This is a genomic window from Mycobacterium farcinogenes, assembly GCF_019739075.1.
Lineage (GTDB): Bacteria > Actinomycetota > Actinomycetes > Mycobacteriales > Mycobacteriaceae > Mycobacterium > Mycobacterium senegalense.
This window is the reverse complement of sequence record NZ_CP081673.1, coordinates 678,391-697,501: the sequence shown is the minus strand read 5'-3', so window position 1 is coordinate 697,501 and position 19,111 is coordinate 678,391. Positions and strand designations below refer to the sequence as shown.

Sequence of the window (19,111 nt, the reverse complement as noted above, 5' to 3'; positions counted from 1 at the left end):
TCGAGTTTGCTATGAGGCGACGCCGACGCGCTGGCGCTCGCGCTTCTCGTCGTAATACCGGGCCCGCTCGTCGACGGCTTCCAGGAACTGCGCGAGCTCCTCCCGGGCTTTCTCCCCTTCCGGCCCGAAATCGGTCCGGTCGAAGATCCGCCAGAACCGCAGCACCGGCTGCACCACGTCGTCGTGGTGGACGCGCAGGTCGTAGATGCCGGCCTTGGCGATGGTGATGGCGTTCTGCGCGAAATCGGCCATGCCCTGGCCCGGCATCGCGAAGTTCACCACCTCGTCGCGGATGGCCGCCATCGCGGCGTCGGGAGCGATGTCCAGCGCGGCCGCCATGAGGTTGCGGTAGAACACCATGTGCAAGTTCTCGTCGGCGGCGATGCGCGCGAGCAGCTGATCGGCGATCGGGCAGCCGGATGCCCGGCCGGTGTTTCGGTGAGACACCCGGGTGGCCAACTCCTGGAATGACACATAGGCCATCGCCGCCAGCGGCGTCTTGTCACCTGAGTCATATCCGGCGACTGTGTGTGCCATCCGAAGACGTTCCAGCGCAACAGGATCCACGCCGCGCGTAACGACGAGGTAGTCGCGCAGCGCGATGCTGTGCCGGCCTTCTTCTGCCGTCCACTGCCCGACCCAGGTGCCCCACGCACCGTCGCGGGAGAACCGCGTGGCGATCTCACGGTGATAGGACGGCAGATTGTCCTCGGTCAGCAGATTGACCGTCATGGCCACCTTGGCGACGTGGTCCAACGGCGAATCCTCGGGTTGCCAATCCTCGCCGTCCAAGAAAGCGAAGTCGCGCCCCCTGCTCCATGGCACGTAATCGTGCGGGAACCATTCCCGTGCCATCGACAGATGGCGGTCGAGGTTGCTCGCGACAACCGGTTCGAGTTCGTGGAGCAGTCCGCTCTGGACATCCATACGTCGTCCTCCCAACAGTCTCGGCAGGTGTCGGCATCAGAGTGCCGCCTCGTAACCTACGGTAGCGTAGGTTACGGAACCGTAGGTTACTTTTCGGTGAACCGAGCGCCGGGAGGCCCACTATTTTGTGGCTTGTCCCAACTTCTCCTTCGTCGCCGCCTCCGCCAATTGGTGCAGCAGTCCGAGCGACAGGAAGGTCATGGCACCCCGGTCCTCGAACTTGTCGGCAACGTTGCCGGCGATGCCGCCCTGCACCGCCAGGTCGCTGATCAGATCGAGTTTGAGTTGCGGACTGCCCTCGGAGAAGTCGAGATCCGCGAGGTCGACCCACACGATGTTCGGGCGGGTCGTGGACTCGTAGACATACCGCTTGTTGGTGAGATCGAGAACCACCTGCCAGATGGTCTGCGAGGCATCGGGTTTCCCTGGGTCGGGGATACGGAACGGCTGTGCGGCGTTGCGGATCACCGAGAACATGCCCGCGATGGCCTCGACTTGGCCGGACGGCTGCGGCAAGCGACCGACGTAGTAGCTGGCGCGGGCGAACCGATCGCTGGCCAACGTCGAACCCGGGAGCGGCTGATCTCCACCCAGACCGGTGAACGACTTCACCAGCTCCAACTGCTGATCGAACGTCGGCGAATTGGTCATGACCCGGTAATCCCGGGAGTGGTACACCCGAGCGGTTCCGTCGACGTATTCGATGATCGCCGAGTCGCCGGTGGCGTCGTCGAGCGCCAGATGCAGTCCGGGGCGGGCACCGCCGGTCGGATCGTCCATCTGCACCACCTGCACGTCGCTCTGGGCGATCCACGCGGTCGCCTCCGCGACCGTGGCGAAGTTGTCCAGGAAGTACTGCAGCCAGATCGCCTGCCCCAGTTGGATTCGCGAAGCGTCCGGCTCGCCGTAGGTGGACTCGGCCAGCCACAAGATGTGCCCCGCCAGACCGGCCTCATTCATCCCGTCGACAGACGTGATGTCGAAAGCGGTAGCCACCACACTGCCGTACTTCGAGGTCCAGGTCAGCTTGCCCGAAACCCCATCGTCGCGGCGGACGCCGCGGGGCTGCTTCCACAAGTTGGTCATCAGATCCTTGTGGAAATCCATGTTCCTTCCGACCAGTACCGCACCGCCCGCTTCCGGCCACATGACTCGCGTGCACATTCGAGCGAGCCTAGTGTCGACGTGCACAGCTGTACCGCAACCGCGCATGCCGCCCGATAAAGTTCGGCTTCATGGTGCCGGCACGATGGGTTGCGGCTGCGACGGCGATCGTCACCAATTGGCTGCCCACGTCGAGCGGGCTCGAGGTCTATGTGTCGGTGGCCCATGCGCTGGGTGACTACGTGGTGGTGACCGTGCCGTGGGACCGGATCGCCGATGTGCTGAGGCCGGGGATGCTCGATGTGTTGACCGCGGACTGAACACGAACACCCACCGGCGGCACCGACAACGGCGCCTCCGATCCGAGTCTGTGAACACTCACGGCATAGTGCCGGCCGCGTCATCACCGCCACAGTTCGAGAATGTGCCACATTGCCCCCACGGGACACGCTCCAGCGGTTTAGATTTCAGGTTGTTCCAGGAAAAGCGGCATGGCGAAGACGGAGAATTGGGTGAGTAGGGCCGAGTTCGAGTTTGCTACCGGCGCTCTGCGCCACGGCCGTTTCATGGGCGCCTTCTGCCTGGTGACGGCGCTGAGCTGTTTCGCGCTGGCGGGGTTGGGCATCATCGTCCAGTTCAATCCGGCGGGGCCGACCGGTGTCGCGTCGCGATCAGTGCAAGCCGCTGCGGTGATCTCCGGTGCCGTGATCGGGTATCGGTGGCTGCGGCGCCCCTGGCCGCGGTACGAAGCCGCCGTCGCGTTCGTGGTGTGGGCCGACGTGGCCGTGGCCGCCGTCGCGACAACCATGTCCACCACCGAGGCGCAGCTGAGCACCACGCTGTACCTCGGCATGACGGGGGTCTTCGTCGGATTCCTGCTCGGGGCGCGACCGCTGGCAGTGCACTGCGCCTTCGGCGCCGTGGTGATCACCGGCATCACCGGCTGGGCAGTCCTGTTACGGCCCGGCAGCCTGTGGGATCTGTTCCCGATCTACATGCCGGCACTGATGTGGGTGGTAGTGGTGCCGCTGACCGGCTGCATCCTGATCGAGAGAGGCCGCAACGCGGTCGTCCAGGTCGCACAGTCGGCGCACCGTGATCAACTGACCGGGCTGCGCAACCGGCGAGGCATGCACGCGGCCGTGCGTCGAGTCGTGACAGGCAGGACGACACCGGCGAACCTGGCGGTGGCCGTGTGCGACATCGACCGGTTCAAGCGACTCAACGACGACGAAGGTCACGCGGCCGGCGACGTGGCTCTGATTGCGATGGCGGAGCGGCTACGGTCCATCGCCCGCCCCGGGGAGATCGCCGCGCGACTCGGTGGCGACGAGCTGGTCCTGGTGACGATGATCGACCACCCTGACGGCATCTCGGAACTGCTCGACCGGCTGGACGTACTCACCCGGATAGAGGTCGGCGGCCGGGAACTGTCCGTGAGCGTCGGTGTCGCGTCGATGGCGGCGACCGAGCCGCACTTTTCCGTCGACCATGTGATCCGTCAAGCCGATTCCGCCATGTACGGGGTGAAGCGATCCGGCGGCGGGGCGTGCGCAGTGCACGGACGGGAGACCGACGGCACCGTTCAGGGTTTCCTCGCCGGGACATAGACCCGCACGTCAACTTCGATGGACGGCATACCCGCTGTCAACAGCGGTGGCGGAGGGATTTGAACCCCCGGACGGTGTTAGCCGTCTCTCGCTTTCAAGGCGAGTGCATTAGGCCGCTCTGCCACGCCACCGCCGACAAGAGTACGGGCTTTACACGCGACCGATGTGAGCGGGCGGCGCTCCGCTCTTCAGTGCGACGCTGATCCGCCGACAGTTCTCACCCATCGCGGCGATCTGCGGCCGCGAGAGCCGGCCGAGAAAGTGTGAGCGGACACCCTGTCCGTACGTCACCATCGCCTCACGAACAGCGACCCGGCCCTCTTCGGTGATCGTGGCGACCACTCCACGCCCGTCATCGGGACTGGCACACCTGGTCACCAGGTTCTGCACTTCCAGTCGCCGGATCTGCCGGGTCACCCGGCTGGGCAGAGACATCAACCGCTCGGCCAAGTCGCCCATCCGGGCGGACCCGGTCGCCGATTTGTCCAAGATGTCGAGCAGGCGCACATCATTGAGGGTCAGGTGATGTGCGTCCACCAGCGACCGGTTCAAGGTCGCATACATTCGCAGCGCCGAGTCGAGGTAGTTCTGCCATGACCTCTGCTCGGCGATGTCCAGGCCCGGCATGTCACCCGCCGTGCGCCCCGCAATCATCCCCACCATGGGCGCAATCGTAAGGGACGTCAGTATTGCTGCGCGCGAAAAATAGCGTGCTTGTAGCGTGGAAAAAATGCATGCAATCGCCGCGTCCACCGAGGGCCGTCTGACCTGGGAAAATGTCGCTGATCTAGGAGTAGCAAACGACGAGGTTCTGATCCGCGTTCACGCCGCCGGGGTCAATCGCGCCGATCTGCTCCAAGCCGCGGGCAAGTATCCGCCCCCGCCAGGCGCCAGTGAAGTGATCGGGTTGGAGGTCTCGGGCACCGTCGCCGCGCTCGGCGCCGACGTTACCGACTGGTCAGTTGGGCAACCGGTATGCGCATTGCTCGCCGGGGGCGGCTACGCCGAATACGTCGCGGCACCCGCCGCCCAGGTGTTGCCATTGCCCGATGGCGTTGCTCTCAACGAAGCCGCAGGACTTCCCGAGGTGGCTTGCACCGTGTGGTCGAACCTCGTCATGACCGCGGGTTTGACGGCCGGTCAGGTGGTGCTCCTCCAGGGTGGTGCCAGCGGCATCGGCACCCATGCCACTCAGGTGGCGCGCGCCCTCGGTGCCCGGGTAGCGGTGACGGCCGGCTCCGCCGACAAGCTGGCCCTGTGCCGCGAACTGGGCGCCGACATCACCATCAACTACCGCGACGACGACTTCGTGGAGCGGCTCCGGGCCGAAACCGACGGTGCCGGAGCCGACGTCATCCTCGACATCATGGGAGCCGCCTACCTGGACCGCAACGTCGACGCCCTGGCCACCGGCGGCCGGCTGGTGATCATCGGCATGCAGGGCGGCATCAAGGCCGAGCTCAACATCGCCAAGCTGCTGGGTAAGCGGGCCGGGGTCATCGCCACCTCACTGCGGCCGCGGCCCGTCGACGGGCCGGGCGGCAAGGGCGAGATCGTGCGAGCGGTGATCGACAACGTCTGGCCGATGATCGCCGACGGACGAGTCCGCCCGATCATCGGTGCCGAACTGCCCATCGCCGAAGCCCAGCGGGCCCATGAGCTACTGGCCGCCGGTGAGGTGTCGGGAAAGATCGTGCTGACGGTCTAGCTCTCGAGCCGAGGCGCGATCAGCCGAGCGAGGCCAAAGCCCGCACAAGCTGATCGACCTCGGCGCCGGTCGAGTAGTGCGACAGCCCGACCGTCACCGCGCCGCCGATGTCGTTGACCCCGATCACGTCGAGCACACGCGAGCTGGCGTTGGAGATCGCCAGGATGCCGTTGTCGGCCAGCCGTTGCACCACCCGCTCGGCCGGAATGTCGCGTACGACGAAGCTCAGCACCGGAATCTGCGACTCCGGCCTGCCGATCACCATGACCAACGGCAACGAGCGCAGCGAGGCCACCAGGTACTCGAACAGCCGATCCAGGTAGGCCCCCGCCGACTTCATCGACACGGCCAGCCGCTCGCGCCGCGAACCACTGGCCGAGTCATCGAGGTTCGACAGGTACTCGATGCTGGCCACCACACCACCCAGCAGGCCGTACTGATGTGCGCCCACCTCCAGGCGGGCCGGTCCGGTGGCGTGCGGGTCCAACGACACCGAGGCCAGCGAATCGAGCGTCGAGGGCTCGCGGAAGACGAGCGCGCCGACGGGCGGTCCGCCCCACGGCACCGCGTTGAGCGCCACCACGTCGGCCTCGATCTCGTTGATGTCGATGAGCCGGTAGGGCGCCGCCGCGGAGTGGTCGACCACGACCATGCCGCCGACCTCGTGGGTGAGTTTCGTCACCTCACCCAGATCGGTGACGGTCCCCAGGGTCGACGACGCCGAGGCGATGGCCACCAGCCGGGTCGGCTTGTCGATCAGCCCTTCCCACTGCCAGGACGGCAGCTCACCGGTTTCGATGTCGACCTCGGCCCACTTGACCTTGGCGCCATAGCGATTCGCAGCCCGCAGCCACGGTGCGATGTTGGCCTCGTCGTCCAGACGGGTGACCACCACCTCGTAACCAAGGCCGACCCGGCTCGAGGAGGCCTCGGCCAGTGCGGTCAGCAGCTGGGCCCGGTCGGCCCCGAGGACCACCCCGCGCGGATCGGCGTTGACCAGGTCAGCGACCGCTTGCCGCGCGGCGGTGAGCACGGCCGCACTGCGGCGTGCGGACGGGTGCGGCCCCACAGCGGTGGGCATCGAGCCACGGAAGGCGGTGGAAACCGTCGTCGCGACGGAGTCGGGCACCAACATGCCGTTCTGGGCATCGAAGTGAACCCACCCATCGCCCAATGACGGGTGCAAGCCCCGCACCCGGGCGACGTCGTATGCCATGCCAGCCACCTTAGAGCGTCCGCCGATATCACAAACCGACACGATTTGGGGAGCGCCCGATGAGCACGTTTGCGCTTCCGAGACCATGCTCGGACCGGGTCACCTGGGCAGCCATACTAGTCCAGTGGGCTTCGGGTTCGGAGTGCTAATCGCACTGTTGTTGCTGGTGATCCCCGGGGCGCTGATAGCCAGGGCGGGCGGACTGACCGCGTCGACGGCGGTGGCGGTGGGTCCAGCCTTGACCTACGGCACCGTTGCGTTGGCGATCGTCCCGCTCGGGGCGATCGGCGTGCCGTGGAACGCATGGGCAGCGTTGTTTGCTGTGGCCGTTGTCGCCGCCATTGCGGCCGGGGTACGCAGGCTGCTGGCCCGCTTCCGTGACCGCGACGCCGAGGCGTCAGGCGCCTCGCGGGGGCCCGCCGTAGTGGTTGCGGTGGGCGTCCTGCTGGGTGCCGTGCTGATTGCTGCCGCGGCGTGCGCCGGCCTGCCGCACTGGCAATCCATCCCCAGCACCTGGGACTCGGTCTGGCACGCCAACACGATCCGCTGGATCCTCGACACCGGCCAGGCCTCGCCGACCCACATGGGCGAGCTGCGCAACGTCGAAACTCACGAGGCGCTCTACTACCCGTCGGCGTTCCACGCCTTGGCCGCCGTCTACTGCCAACTCACGGGCGCCGCCGCGACCACCGCCTACACGGTGAGTTCGGTCACCGCGGCGGTGTGGCTGTTCCCGGTCAGCGCCGCGATGCTGACCTGGAAGATGGTCCGCCCGCACACCTGCGAGATGCGCACCGCCGTCGCGGCGGCCACCGCGGCCGCGATCACCGCCTCCTTCACCGCGGTGCCCTACGTCGAATTCGATGTGGCGGCAATGCCCAACCTGGTGGCCTACGGGCTCGCGGTGCCGGCATTCGCACTGATCATCTCGACGCCGGCCCACCGCGATCGCATCGGCCTGGCCGTGCTCGCGACAGTCGGCGTCTTCTCGGTGCACCTCACCGGTGGTGTGGTGACCGCACTGCTGGTCGGTGTCTGGTGGCTGGCCGAGGCGCTGTGGCGGCCGGTGCGCAGCCGGCTGTCGGACTTTCTGGCACTGGCCGGCGTCGCGGTGCCGACGCTGGCGATCATGCTCCCCCAGTTCCTGGGAGTCCTCCAGCAAGCCGACATCATCGTGGGCCACGCCTTCGTCAACCACCTCGGCAAAAAGCACTCGCTGTTCGCGGCCATCGTGCAGCACACCCGCCACCTCAACGACTTCCCGATCCAGAACATCCTCATCGCACTGGCCGGCCTCGGCGGACTGGTGATGCTGATCAAGAAGATCTGGTGGCCACTGGTGGTCTGGCTGATCCTGATCGCCTCGATCGTGCATTCCGGCGCACCGTTCGGGGGCCCGCTGGGCGTCATCACCGGCACGTTCAGCGACCTGTTCTACAGCGACCCCCGTCGCCTGTCGGCGGTCGTCACGATGCTCTACGCGCCGATGGCCGCGATCGGCCTGTGCACCTTGGTACTGCTGGGTGCCGCCGCACTGCGCCGCGCCGGGGCCCGCCCGGTGTGGGTCCGCGCGACGGCCGCCGTTGCGCTGGTCGCCACCACCGTGGGCCTGGCCTGGCATTACTTCCCCCGACACAAGTACCTGTTCGGGCAGAAGTACGACTCGGTGATGATCGACGCCAAGGACCTTGATGCCTTCGCCTACCTGGCCGAGCTACCCGATGCCCGCACCACGCTGATCGGCGACGCCAACACCGACGGCACCGCCTGGATGTACGCGGTCTCGGGGCTACATCCGCTGTGGACGCACTACGACTACCCGGTGCAACAGGGCCCGGGGTATCACCGGTTCATTTTCTGGGCATACGCAGATGACGCCGACACCGATCCCCGCGTTGCCGAGGCGGTCGAGGCACTCAACATCCGCTACGTGCTCACCAGCACACCGGTGGTCCGAGGGTTTGTCATGCCAGACGGGCTAGTGTCGCTAGACAGCTCACGGTCGTGGGAGAAGATCTACGACAACGGCGAGGCGCGCATCTACCGCTGGCACGGTGAGAACGCGGCCACCAAAAAGAAGTGACACGAGACAGCACAGCTTCAAGGGAAGGCGATGACCATCAACCCCGACGATGACAACATCGAGATCCTGGCCAGCACGGCCGACGACACCGATGCCGAAGCTGACGGCAAGTCGCTGACCGACCTCGTCGAACAACCGGCGAAGGTCATGCGCATCGGCACCATGATCAAGCAGCTGCTCGAAGAGGTACGGGCGGCACCGCTCGACGACGCCAGCCGCAACCGGCTGCGCGACATCCACCGGACCAGCATCCGCGAACTCGAGGACGGTCTGGCCCCCGAGCTGCGCGAGGAGCTGGAGCGGCTGACGCTGCCCTTCACCGAGGACAGCGTGCCGTCCGATGCCGAACTACGCATCGCCCAGGCTCAATTGGTCGGCTGGCTGGAGGGCCTGTTCCACGGCATCCAGACGGCGTTGTTCGCCCAGCAGATGGCCGCCCGCGCCCAGCTCGAACAGATGCGTCAGGGCGCGCTGCCACCGGGGCTGCAGGTTCCCGGCGGCCAGCGCGGCGGCCCGTCGCACCCCGGCACCGGCCAGTACCTGTAGGTCGCAGTTGTCTGATCCGTACATCTCGACGCGCGACGCGTGGGTGGAATTTCCCATCTTCGATGCCAAAACCCGCTCGCTGAAGAAGGCATTCCTCGGTAAGGCCGGCGGCGCGATCGGGCGCAACGAGTCCAACGTCGTCGTCATCGAGGCACTGCGCGACATCACGATGTCGCTGAAAATGGGCGACCGGGTCGGGTTGGTCGGCCACAACGGCGCGGGCAAATCCACACTGCTGCGGCTGCTTTCGGGCATCTACGAGCCCACGAGGGGCTCGGCTACGGTCAACGGCAGAGTCGCCCCGGTGTTCGATCTCGGCGTCGGGATGGACCCGGAGATCTCGGGTTTCGAGAACATCATCATCCGCGGGCTGTTCCTCGGGCAGACCCGCAAGCAGATGCTGGCCAAGGTCGACGAGATCGCCGAGTTCACCGAGCTCGGCGAATACCTGTCGATGCCGCTTCGCACCTATTCCACCGGTATGCGGGTGCGGCTGGCGATGGGCGTGGTGACCAGCATCGACCCCGAGATCCTGCTGCTCGACGAAGGCATCGGTGCTGTCGACGCGGAGTTCCTCAAGAAGGCGCAGTCCCGGCTGCAGAGCCTGGTGGAACGTTCCGGAATCCTGGTGTTCGCAAGCCATTCCAACGAGTTCCTGGCCCGGCTGTGCAAGACCGCGATGTGGATCGACCACGGCACGATCCGGATGACGGGCGGCATCGAGGAAGTCGTCGGCGCCTACGAGGGCCCCGACGCCGCGCGGCACGTGCGCGAGGTGCTGGAGGAAACCGCGCGTGGCACCTGAGACCGTCATCGCGGTGATCGTGACGCACCGGCGCCGTGAATTGCTGGCCAAGTCCCTTGCGGCAGTGGTGGAGCAGGACCGCAGGCCTGACCACCTGATCGTGGTCGACAATGACAACGACGAAGCCGTCCGCGAACTGGTGCTCGGCCAGCCGGTACCCGCGACCTATCTGGGGTCACGCCGAAACCTCGGCGGCGCAGGCGGTTTCGCACTGGGCATGCTGCACGCCCTGGCCCAAGGCGCCGATTGGATCTGGCTGGCCGACGACGACGGCCGGCCCGCCGACAACACCGTGTTGTCTACCCTGCTGGCCTGCGCCGAGCAGCACACCCTGGCCGAGGTATCGCCCATGGTGTGCAACCTCGATGATCCGGAACGGTTGGCGTTCCCGCTGCGCCGGGGGCTGGTCTGGCGCCGATTGGTCAGCGAATTGCGCACCGAGAGTGAAAGCGACGTGCTGCCCGGAATCGCCTCGCTGTTCAACGGTGCCCTGTTCCGGGCCGCCACAGTGGAATCCGTGGGCGTGCCGGATCTGCGTCTGTTCGTCCGCGGCGACGAGGTCGAACTGCACCGCCGGCTCGTCCGCTCCGGCCTGCCGTTCGGAACCTGTTTGACCGCAAGCTATCTGCACCCGTGCGGCACCGACGAGTTCAAACCGATCCTCGGCGGCCGGATGCACACGCAATACCCCGACGACGAGACCAAACGGTTCTTCACCTACCGCAACCGCGGCTACCTGCTGTCCCAACCCGGCCTTCGCAAACTCCTGCCGCAGGAGTGGGTGCGGTTCGGCTGGTACTTTCTGGTGTCCCGCCGCGACCCGGCAGGTTTACGCGAATGGATTCGCCTGCGGCGACTGGGCAGACGCGAAAGGTTCCAGAGATGAGCTTCACCGACGCGGCATCCGACTCCAAGACGATGGCGCGGGCAATTCGCGATCTCTCCGAAGGTTTCAGCAAGCGCGAACTATGGCTGCACCTGGGCTGGCAGGACATCAAACAGCGCTACCGGCGCAGCGTGCTCGGCCCGTTCTGGATCACCATCGCCACCGGCACCACCGCGGTGGCGATGGGCCTGCTCTACTCGAAACTGTTCAAGCTGCCGCTCGAAGAGCACCTGCCGTACGTGACGCTCGGACTGATCATCTGGAATCTGATCAACGCGTCCATCCTCGAGGGTTCCGAGGTGTTCATCGCGAACGAGGGCCTGATCAAACAACTTCCGACGCCCCTGTCGGTGCATGTTTACCGGCTGGTGTGGCGGCAGCTGATCCTGTTCGGCCACAACATCGTCATCTTCGTGATCATCGCGATCATCTATCCGAAACCGTGGAAGTGGATCGACCTTGCCGTCATCCCGGCACTGGGTCTCATCGTGCTCAACTGCGTATGGGTGTCCATTTGTTTCGGCATCCTGGCCACCCGGTATCGCGACATCGGACCGCTGCTGGCCTCGATCGTGCAGCTGTTGTTCTTCATGACGCCGATCATCTGGAACGAGTCGACCCTGCAGCAGCAAGGCGCCGGATCGTGGGCCAAGATCGTCGAGATCAACCCGCTGCTGCACTATCTGGACATCGTGCGTGCCCCCCTGCTGGGAGCCGATCAAGAGGTGCGGCATTGGCTGGTGGTCTTGGTTCTCACGGTGATCGGCTGGGGCTTCGCCGCCATCGCCATGCGCCAGTACCGCGCCCGCGTCCCGTACTGGGTGTAGGGATTTCAACCACGAACCCGGTTGGCAGCTACATATCTTCGGGCTCAGAGCCGAACACGAATCGGCGGCCCGAGATCTCCTTCGGCTGGATCCGCACGAAGCGGCGTTTCCTGGTGCCGATCCACGACAGCAGCTGGGCGCGTTCGGCCTCGGCGACCTCGTCGGGAGCTTCGAGAAGCCGTGGTGCGCCGCGGACTATGACGCTCCAGCCGCCGACGAGATTGTGATCGTCGGCCTCGAACAGCACCCGGTCGTTGAACAGGGTGCTCACCAACTTCGTCCCCTCGGCGGTGCGGAACAGCAGCGTGCGGTGTTGGACGATGAAGTTCACCGGAAAGATCTCCAGCCTGGTACCGATGGTGGACACCAAGCGGCCCAGCGTGACGCTGGACAGCAGCTGCCAGCACTCGTCCTCGCTGAGCACTGAGACCGGGCTCTGCGCCGTCATGCCGCCACCCTACGGCCCAAATGACAATCGGCGCGCCCCGCTCCTCGACGAGAGGCAGGACGCGCCGACCACAGACTGCTGTGTCTAGCTCATGCGCTCAGTTCATGTTCCAGGGCTCGCCGTAGGTGGTGACGCTGTCACCGGTCGAGGCGATCAGCCGGGCGAACGGACGCAGCAACACACCACCGGCCGCACCGGTCACCGTGCCGTGCGCGTTGGACACCGCCACACCGCCGGCCGCACCCTTGACGTCCACCGAGAAGGTCGCCACCTCCTGGATGCCCGGGCCGTTGCCCAGATCCGCGCTGATCGACACGCCCGGGAACAGGTTCGGGGTGATCACCGACTCCAGACCGAACGGCGGGCCGGTGATGTCACCATCGTCGATCAGGATGTTCGGGGTGGTGTAGGAGAAGTTGATCCCCACACCCAGTGACCAGGGGAAGCCGATCTGGTAACCCAGCTCCAGCGTGCCCTCGAAGTCTTCGGCGCCCGGGCCGGCCACGGTGTACTTGGCCCGACCGGAATGGAACCACTCACGGGTCAGCCGGTTGCGGTCCAACGGGAACACACCGTTGAGGAAGGTGTCCCACTGCTGAACGGTCAGCGTCCGATCCTGACCATCGACCAGGCTCAGTTCATTGTCCAGACCCGCATGAGAAGTACCGGTGCCTATGAACAGGCCCGCAAAGATCCCGGCCATTGCGGTCACCAACGCGACCAGCATTCGACTCAATGCCAACATGTTCTCCCTAGCTCTGTCGGTGATCCATTCGTGCTTCACCAACCAGGGTCCCCACCCAGAGCGCCAGCGCGATCGGCCACCCCATTAGGGACGTCACACCCGGCTCTCATGCCTTGCTCATGATTGGCAGGAGGAAACGTAACCGGGCGGCATTCCGGCGGCAACGGCAGCAGTTTCGGCCATCTGACCAGACAAACGGTAATACAACGTTTGCTAGAACCGCACCGGCTTACGTCACACCGTCACTGTTGGTTACCTGTGAATGCCGAGCGTCGCGACGGCGGCGACGCGAGTGGACGAGCACACCGGAAAGCCGTTCCATGCGGTTGGAACTGGTATTTTACCCGCTCCGCCGGAGTCACCTCCGACAATCACGGTGACCAGAATGATTGCCACAGCCACTGTCGACATCGCGTGCCGGCCCGTGGATCAGCCCAAGTTTGCGCTTGCTGTGTAAATGTTCCGTTACACAGTGCCGAACACTCGGATTAACTGAACGGCCACCCGAGGATTGAACCGCGCCCTGGCCGATATTCCGATTTGTGACTGACATCACACCGCTAGCCCCGATAACTCCCACCTACCCGCCCCACTTCACAGGCACTTCACAGCGGGTTCGGACGTTATGGCGATATGAGCATCCCGCCATATGAGCCCCCGAAGTCCCCGACCCCGTCCGGTGTCGGCAACACCCTGCTGTGTCCGAAGTGCGCCGGCGTCATGAAGACCTACGAGCGCAACGGCATCCACCTCGAGCAGTGCGATACCTGCCGCGGCATCTTCCTGGATTTCGGCGAGCTCGAGGCGCTGACCCAAATGGAGAACCGGTTTGTCCAGGCGCCGCCGCCGCCGGCACCCCAGCAGCATCCCGGCTACCACCAGGGCTACTCGGACTACGGGCCGGGCTGGGGGCACCGCGGCAACAAGCACTACCGCAAGCAGGGCTTCGGCCGGCTGTTCTTCTCCAGCTGAGGCATCCGCGCGCAGGCCGCCATCAACAGTTCGTCGTCGGGATCGGTGGCGGCGGCGTGGATGACGGCGGCCCGCGCGAACGGCTCCAGAACCGGCCACGGATCCCCCGCGGGCACAGCCGGACCGCCGGCGTCCCGGTAGGCATCGAGGAACGAAAGCCAATCCGCGTCAGGGATGAGACCGGCCGCCCAGAACCCGGACGGACGCGCCAAATCCCAAGCGGGATCACCCAATCCGAGGTCATCGACGTCGATGAGCCGCCAATGTCCGCCATGCCGGCCCACCTGGCCCAGGTGGAAATCGCCGTGCACGAGGGTGCGTGGCCGATGCTCCGAGCCCGGCCGCCACGCTTCGCCGGGCAGACCCGCCGCGGCCCGCATCACCACATCCGCACGATGCCGCCGGGTCAAAACGACCGCCCGACGTAACCGCGCCGGCCAGCCGTGGGCCGGCAATCGCTGAGTAACCGGCTCGGTGTGCAGCGCCGCCAGCAGTTGCCCGATAGCCACCCACGGCACGCATTCCGGTTGCGCTACAAGGGTTTCGGCCAGCGGCCAACGGCTCATCCAGCGGCCGTCGACCGCCTCGGGCATCGCCGACAGCGGGCTCAACAACGCACTGATCCGCCCGGCCGCCCGCAGCCGTACCCGCAGCGCACGCGGATCAGTACCCGGCCGGTGCAGTTTCACTACGACAGCGCCGTGCACCGTGATGTCTGCACCGGACCGGGTCTGCACATCTCCAGTTTCCCGCGAGATCAGCGCCGCGGGGCCGGCATCCGCACGGTGACGTTGATCCGGTTCCAGGCATTGATGGTGACGGCCATGGCGATCACCTGACCGAGCTCGCGTTCGGTGAACGCGGCGGCAGCGCGGGCGTACACCGCATCGGGCACGTGGCCGTTGCCCAGCTCGGTGATGGCCTCGGTCAGGGCCAGCGCGGCCTGCTCACGTTCGGTGAACAGATCGCCGGCTTCCCGCCAGGCCGCGATCAGGGCCAGCCGCTGCTCGGTCTCCCCCTGCTTGGCGGCATCGCGGGTGTGCATGTCGAGGCAGAACGCGCAGTGGTTGATCTGCGACGCGCGGATCTTGATCAGCTCACCGATCGTCGGGTCGACATCCTTCGCCGCGGCGTTGGACAGCGTCATCATCGCGTCGTACAGCTCGGGCGACGTCTTGTAGATCTTGAGCCGGTCGACGGTCTTGGTGGGTTCGAGTGTCTGTGTCATGCCGTCAACGCTAGATCGAAAAATACCGCCTAGATGGTTCAATTCAAGCGTGACTTCGCGGGCCAATTCGGGGAGCCGAGACCTGCACCTCGCGCTGCGCGCGATGATCGAACCCGGCAGCCGCACGGCCCGCGAACAGCTGATCGCCGCGCTTCGCGACGGCATCCGCGGCGGCAGCCTGAGCACCGGCACACGGCTGCCGCCGTCCCGGGCGCTGGCCTCCGATCTGGGATTGGCCCGAAACACCGTCGCCGAGGCCTATGCCGAACTCGTCGCCGAAGGCTGGCTGGCGTCACGGCAGGGGGCCGGCACCTGGGTCGCCCGCACCGATTCGACCCGGACGCCACCACGCCCACGCCGCATCCCCGCGGTACCGCGGCACAACCTCATGCCCGGCTCCCCCGACGTGTCGGAGTTCCCCCGATCGGCCTGGCTGGCATCGGCACGTCGAGCCGTCACCAACGCACCGGTCGCGGCGCTGCGGATGGGGGACCCACGCGGACCGCTTGCCCTGCGTGAGGCGCTCACCGAATATCTGGGCCGAGTGCGCGGCGTGCGCACCTCACCTGAGTCGATCGTGATCTGCTCCGGCGTGCGTGACGGCATCGACCTCTTGGGGCGAGTACTGGGTGTCCGACGCCCGATCGCCGTAGAGGCCCACGGCCTCTACATCTTTCGCGACGCGCTCGCGGCGCTGGGAGTGCCGACCACACCGATCGGGATCGACGAGCACGGCGCGGTGATCAGCGATCTGGACGCGCTCGACACCCCGGCGGTGCTGCTGACTCCCGCGCATCAGAGCCCGTTCGGCATGGCCCTGCACCCCGCCCGGCGCACCGCGGTCATCGACTGGGCCCAGCGCACCGGCGGATATGTGGTGGACGACGACTACGACGGCGAGTTCCGCTATGACCGGCAACCCGTCGGCGCCCTGCAGGCGCTCAACCCCGACCGGGTCGTCTACCTGGGCTCGGCCAGCAAGGCCATGGCCCAGGTGATGCGCGTGGGCTGGATGGTGCTGCCCGATGCGCTTATCGATCCCGTCATCGCCGCCGCCGGCGGGGCCCAGTACCACGTCGACGCCCTCACCGCGCTGACCCTGGCGGACTTCATCCACAGCGGCGGCTACGACCGGCACATCCGCCGGATGCGCAACCGCTACCGTCGCCGGCGCGACGCCCTCGTCGACGCCTTGACCGGATTCAACCTCGGCATCGGCGGACTGGCGGCCGGGGTGAACATGCTGCTCACCCTGCCCGACGGGGCCGAGCCGGAGGTGCTGCGCCGGGCCGGCGAGGCCGGGATCGCGCTGTGCGGGCTGTCGATCATGCGGCATCCACAAGCCGGCCCGGGCACCGCCGATCCGGACGGGGTGATCATCGGCTTCGGCGCACCCGCAGAGCACGCCTTCGGACCGGCGGTCGACGCGCTGTGCGCGGTGTTGTCGGCCACCCTCCGCTAGGAATCCTCGCCGACGATCAGGTCCGACGGACCGGTGGGCAACCGCCAACCAAAGATCAACCCGGCCAGCCGCAACGTCGTCGCAAGCACCGTGCCGACCACCAGGCCGATCCACTGCGGGCCGAAGTAATCGATGACCACATAGGCCGTCGCACCCATCAACGCCGGGACGGCGTAGAGATCGTCCGGGCGCATTAACATCGGGATCTCCCGAACCAGCACGTCACGGATGATGCCGCCGCCGATCGCCGTGGTCATGCCGATCAGAACCGCCGCGAACCAGCTCGCCCCCTTGTCGACGGCGAACGCCGCGCCCGAGGTCGCGAAGAAACCCATGCCGATCGCATCCAACGGCAACACGATGTGGTGGAACCGGATGAGGTGCTTGGCGGTGAGAGTGGCCACAGCCGTCGCCGCCAGGGCAACCGTGATGTTGGGCCAGTGCTGGATGGAGATGGGTGGGTGGACACCGAGGAAGAGGTCACGGATCACCCCGCCGCTCACACCGGTCAGCACGCCCAGGGCCGCGATACCGAACAGATCGAAGCCCTTGCGGATCGCCACGATCACCCCCGAGGACGCGAACACCGCTATCCCGAGGTCGTTGAGCACCGTCTGCAACACGACTGAACGGTAGGCCCTCGCTAAGCTGCCTGGGTGGCCGAACCCGTCATGTCGCCGACACTGGACCTCAAAACGCAGGCGTTCCGGTTCATCGTCACCGGTGGGCTGTCGGCGATCGTGGACTTCGGGCTCTACGTACTTCTCTACAAAGCCTTCGGGTTGCAGGTCGACCTCGCCAAGACGATCGGCTTCATCGCCGGGACCACCACGGCCTACCTGATCAACCGGCGCTGGACCTTCCAGGCCCCGCCGAGCACGGCCAGGTTCATCGCGGTGTGGGCGCTCTACCTGGTCACTTTCGCCGTGCAGGTCGGGCTGAACCACCTGGTGCTCCACCTGGCCGATTACCGATCGTGGGCGGTGCCGGTGGCCTTCGTCATCGCCCAGGGCACCGCGACGGTGATCAACTTCATCGTGCAGCGTGCGGTGATCTTCAAACTGCACTGAGGTCCGTACCGGCTACTGCCGGGTACGCTTCTCTGCGATGTCGACTACCGAATTGCCGACCACTCCCAAGCGCCTGACGGGCTGGGGCCGGACCGCACCGACCGTGGCACAGGTGCTCTCAACCAGCGATCCCGAGGTCATCGTCAAGGCCGTCACGCAGGCCGCCGAGCAGAAGGGCCGAGGCGTCATCGCCCGCGGGCTCGGCCGCTCCTACGGCGACAACGCGCAGAACGGTGGCGGGCTGGTCATCGACATGTCGGCGCTCAACCAGATCCACTCGATCGATGCCGGCACCAAGCTGGTCGACGTGGACGGCGGGGTGAACCTCGACCAACTGATGCGCGCCGCACTGCCCCACGGCTTGTGGGTCCCGGTGCTCCCGGGCACCCGACAGGTGACCATCGGCGGCGCCATCGGCTGTGACATCCACGGCAAGAACCACCACAGCGCCGGCAGCTTCGGCAACCACGTGCGCTCGATCGACCTGCTGACCGCGAATGGTGAGATCCGCAAGCTCACCCCGGACGGTTCCGAATCCGAATTGTTCTGGGCCACGGTCGGTGGCAACGGCCTGACCGGGATCATCCTGCGGGCCACCATCGAGATGACCCCGACCGAGACCGCGTATTTCATCGCCGACGGCGACGTCACCCACAACCTCGACGAGACCATCGAATTCCACAGCGACGGCAGCGAATCCAACTACACCTATTCTTCGGCGTGGTTCGACGCGATCAGCGCGCCGCCCAAGCTCGGGCGGGCCGCGATCTCACGAGGCTCACTGGCAACCCTGGACCAGCTGCCGCCGAAACTCCGCAAGAATCCGCTGAAATTCGATGCGCCACAACTGCTTACGCTGCCCGATGTGTTCCCCAACGGGCTGGCCAACAAGTTCACCTTCGGACCGATCGGCGAACTCTGGTACCGCAAGTCGGGCACCTACCGCAACAAGGTGCAGAACCTGACGCAGTTCTATCACCCTCTCGACATGTTCGGGGAGTGGAACCGTGCGTACGGTCCGGCGGGCTTCCTGCAGTACCAGTTCGTCGTGCCCACCGAGGCCGTCGATGAGTTCAAGGCCATCATCGTCGACATCCAGCGCTCCGGGCACTACTCGTTCCTCAACGTGTTCAAGCTGTTCGGCCCGGGCAATCAGGCGCCGCTGAGCTTCCCGATCCCTGGCTGGAACGTGTGTGTCGACTTCCCGATCAAGGCCGGCCTGAACGAGTTCGTCACCGAACTCGACCGCCGCGTAATGGAATTCGGCGGCCGGCTGTATACCGCCAAGGATTCGCGGACCACCGCCAAGACCTTCCACGCCATGTATCCGCGCATCGAGGAGTGGCTGGCGGTACGCCGCAAGGTCGATCCGGACGGCGTGTTCATCTCGGACATGGCCCGCCGGCTGGAGCTCGTCTAGCACCCTCACCGTTCCCCGCGGATTCACGAGAATTTTATTCTTGACTAATTCCAG

General features: G+C 66.1%; 21 protein-coding genes and 1 tRNA gene. 12 read left to right on the top strand and 10 right to left on the bottom strand.

The window, feature by feature from the left end; genetic code table 11:
• Positions 1-9 precede the first annotated feature (9 nt).
• Together K6L26_RS03090 and K6L26_RS03085 are read right to left on the bottom strand one after the other, a co-directional pair.
• The gene (locus K6L26_RS03090) at positions 10-927 is read right to left on the bottom strand and encodes an acyl-ACP desaturase (protein WP_019347082.1); all 918 of its coding nucleotides are present in this window, start codon (positions 925-927) and stop codon (positions 10-12) included.
• 120 nt (positions 928-1,047) lie between these two features.
• Positions 1,048-2,091: a linear amide C-N hydrolase gene (locus K6L26_RS03085; protein ID WP_064894032.1), complete on the bottom strand. Its 1,044-nt coding sequence runs from the start codon at positions 2,089-2,091 to the stop codon at positions 1,048-1,050.
• 71 nt (positions 2,092-2,162) lie between these two features.
• On the opposite strand from K6L26_RS03085, the gene K6L26_RS03080 reads away from it, so the two are divergent.
• Complete coding sequence (locus tag K6L26_RS03080) at positions 2,163-2,351, top strand: hypothetical protein (protein ID WP_019347080.1); 189 nt, start codon at positions 2,163-2,165, stop codon at positions 2,349-2,351.
• Positions 2,352-2,543: 192 nt separating this feature from the next.
• On the top strand, positions 2,544-3,641 hold the full coding sequence (locus tag K6L26_RS03075; protein ID WP_165608689.1) for a GGDEF domain-containing protein: 1,098 nt from the start codon (positions 2,544-2,546) through the stop codon (positions 3,639-3,641).
• 44 nt (positions 3,642-3,685) lie between these two features.
• Here K6L26_RS03075 and K6L26_RS03070 read toward each other — a convergent pair.
• Positions 3,686-3,772, bottom strand: a tRNA-Ser gene (locus tag K6L26_RS03070).
• Between the two features lie 19 nt (positions 3,773-3,791).
• A complete protein-coding gene (locus K6L26_RS03065; RefSeq protein ID WP_019347078.1) occupies positions 3,792-4,304 on the bottom strand; it encodes a MarR family winged helix-turn-helix transcriptional regulator in 513 nt (170 codons plus the stop codon).
• Positions 4,305-4,371: 67 nt separating this feature from the next.
• On the opposite strand from K6L26_RS03065, the gene K6L26_RS03060 reads away from it, so the two are divergent.
• Positions 4,372-5,349, top strand: a complete 978-nt coding sequence (locus K6L26_RS03060; protein WP_064894106.1) for an NAD(P)H-quinone oxidoreductase — start codon at positions 4,372-4,374, stop codon at positions 5,347-5,349.
• A 19-nt stretch (positions 5,350-5,368) separates the two neighbouring features.
• On the opposite strand, the gene K6L26_RS03055 is transcribed toward K6L26_RS03060, so the two are convergent.
• Positions 5,369-6,565 carry a cysteine desulfurase-like protein gene (locus K6L26_RS03055; RefSeq protein ID WP_036391076.1) on the bottom strand — a complete coding sequence of 399 codons (1,197 nt, stop codon included), beginning with the start codon at positions 6,563-6,565 and terminating at the stop codon, positions 5,369-5,371.
• Positions 6,566-6,689: 124 nt separating this feature from the next.
• Between K6L26_RS03055 and K6L26_RS03050 the strand changes: the two genes are divergently transcribed.
• From K6L26_RS03050 to wzm, 5 genes are read left to right on the top strand one after another with little or no spacing between them, the layout of a single operon-like run.
• Positions 6,690-8,648 (top strand): DUF6541 family protein, encoded by a 1,959-nt coding sequence (locus K6L26_RS03050; RefSeq protein ID WP_064894030.1) that lies wholly within the window; start codon positions 6,690-6,692, stop codon positions 8,646-8,648.
• A 30-nt stretch (positions 8,649-8,678) separates the two neighbouring features.
• On the top strand, positions 8,679-9,194 hold the full coding sequence (locus tag K6L26_RS03045; RefSeq protein WP_019344607.1) for a bacterial proteasome activator family protein: 516 nt from the start codon (positions 8,679-8,681) through the stop codon (positions 9,192-9,194).
• Positions 9,195-9,201: 7 nt separating this feature from the next.
• The gene (gene wzt, locus K6L26_RS03040) at positions 9,202-9,999 is read left to right on the top strand and encodes a galactan export ABC transporter ATP-binding subunit Wzt/RfbE (RefSeq protein ID WP_036391072.1); all 798 of its coding nucleotides are present in this window, start codon (positions 9,202-9,204) and stop codon (positions 9,997-9,999) included.
• The gene (glfT1, locus tag K6L26_RS03035) at positions 9,989-10,885 is read left to right on the top strand and encodes a galactofuranosyltransferase GlfT1 (protein ID WP_064894029.1); all 897 of its coding nucleotides are present in this window, start codon (positions 9,989-9,991) and stop codon (positions 10,883-10,885) included. The genes wzt and glfT1 overlap by 11 nt, the downstream gene beginning before the upstream one ends.
• Positions 10,882-11,712, top strand: a complete 831-nt coding sequence (wzm, locus tag K6L26_RS03030; RefSeq protein ID WP_019344604.1) for a galactan export ABC transporter permease subunit Wzm/RfbD — start codon at positions 10,882-10,884, stop codon at positions 11,710-11,712. The genes glfT1 and wzm overlap by 4 nt, the downstream gene beginning before the upstream one ends.
• Positions 11,713-11,740: 28 nt before the next feature.
• On the opposite strand, the gene K6L26_RS03025 is transcribed toward wzm, so the two are convergent.
• Both K6L26_RS03025 and K6L26_RS03020 read right to left on the bottom strand, forming a co-directional pair.
• Entirely contained in the window at positions 11,741-12,160 is a 420-nt protein-coding gene (locus K6L26_RS03025) for a pyridoxamine 5'-phosphate oxidase family protein (protein ID WP_036391065.1), read from the bottom strand.
• A 97-nt stretch (positions 12,161-12,257) separates the two neighbouring features.
• On the bottom strand, positions 12,258-12,905 hold the full coding sequence (locus K6L26_RS03020; RefSeq protein ID WP_221852597.1) for a porin MspA: 648 nt from the start codon (positions 12,903-12,905) through the stop codon (positions 12,258-12,260).
• A gap of 633 nt (positions 12,906-13,538) precedes the next feature.
• Between K6L26_RS03020 and K6L26_RS03015 the strand changes: the two genes are divergently transcribed.
• Complete coding sequence (locus tag K6L26_RS03015) at positions 13,539-13,877, top strand: TFIIB-type zinc ribbon-containing protein (protein ID WP_064900149.1); 339 nt, start codon at positions 13,539-13,541, stop codon at positions 13,875-13,877.
• Here the strand turns inward: K6L26_RS03015 and K6L26_RS03010 are convergent.
• Together K6L26_RS03010 and K6L26_RS03005 are read right to left on the bottom strand one after the other, a co-directional pair.
• A complete protein-coding gene (locus K6L26_RS03010) occupies positions 13,835-14,614 on the bottom strand; it encodes a phosphotransferase family protein (protein WP_064900152.1) in 780 nt (259 codons plus the stop codon). The genes K6L26_RS03015 and K6L26_RS03010 overlap by 43 nt on opposite strands.
• A 20-nt stretch (positions 14,615-14,634) precedes the next feature.
• A complete protein-coding gene (locus K6L26_RS03005; protein ID WP_019349040.1) occupies positions 14,635-15,105 on the bottom strand; it encodes a carboxymuconolactone decarboxylase family protein in 471 nt (156 codons plus the stop codon).
• 49 nt (positions 15,106-15,154) lie between these two features.
• On the opposite strand from K6L26_RS03005, the gene K6L26_RS03000 reads away from it, so the two are divergent.
• Positions 15,155-16,567 carry a MocR-like pyridoxine biosynthesis transcription factor PdxR gene (locus K6L26_RS03000; protein ID WP_109748903.1) on the top strand — a complete coding sequence of 471 codons (1,413 nt, stop codon included), beginning with the start codon at positions 15,155-15,157 and terminating at the stop codon, positions 16,565-16,567.
• On the opposite strand, the gene K6L26_RS02995 is transcribed toward K6L26_RS03000, so the two are convergent.
• The gene (locus K6L26_RS02995; protein ID WP_019349042.1) at positions 16,564-17,190 is read right to left on the bottom strand and encodes a trimeric intracellular cation channel family protein; all 627 of its coding nucleotides are present in this window, start codon (positions 17,188-17,190) and stop codon (positions 16,564-16,566) included. The two genes, K6L26_RS03000 and K6L26_RS02995, sit on opposite strands and share 4 nt — an antisense overlap.
• 48 nt (positions 17,191-17,238) lie before the next feature.
• Between K6L26_RS02995 and K6L26_RS02990 the strand changes: the two genes are divergently transcribed.
• Together K6L26_RS02990 and K6L26_RS02985 are read left to right on the top strand one after the other, a co-directional pair.
• Complete coding sequence (locus tag K6L26_RS02990; protein ID WP_043371298.1) at positions 17,239-17,637, top strand: GtrA family protein; 399 nt, start codon at positions 17,239-17,241, stop codon at positions 17,635-17,637.
• Positions 17,638-17,674: 37 nt separating this feature from the next.
• Entirely contained in the window at positions 17,675-19,057 is a 1,383-nt protein-coding gene (locus K6L26_RS02985) for a decaprenylphosphoryl-beta-D-ribose oxidase (RefSeq protein WP_064900154.1), read from the top strand.
• The last annotated feature ends 54 nt before the right edge of the window (positions 19,058-19,111 follow it).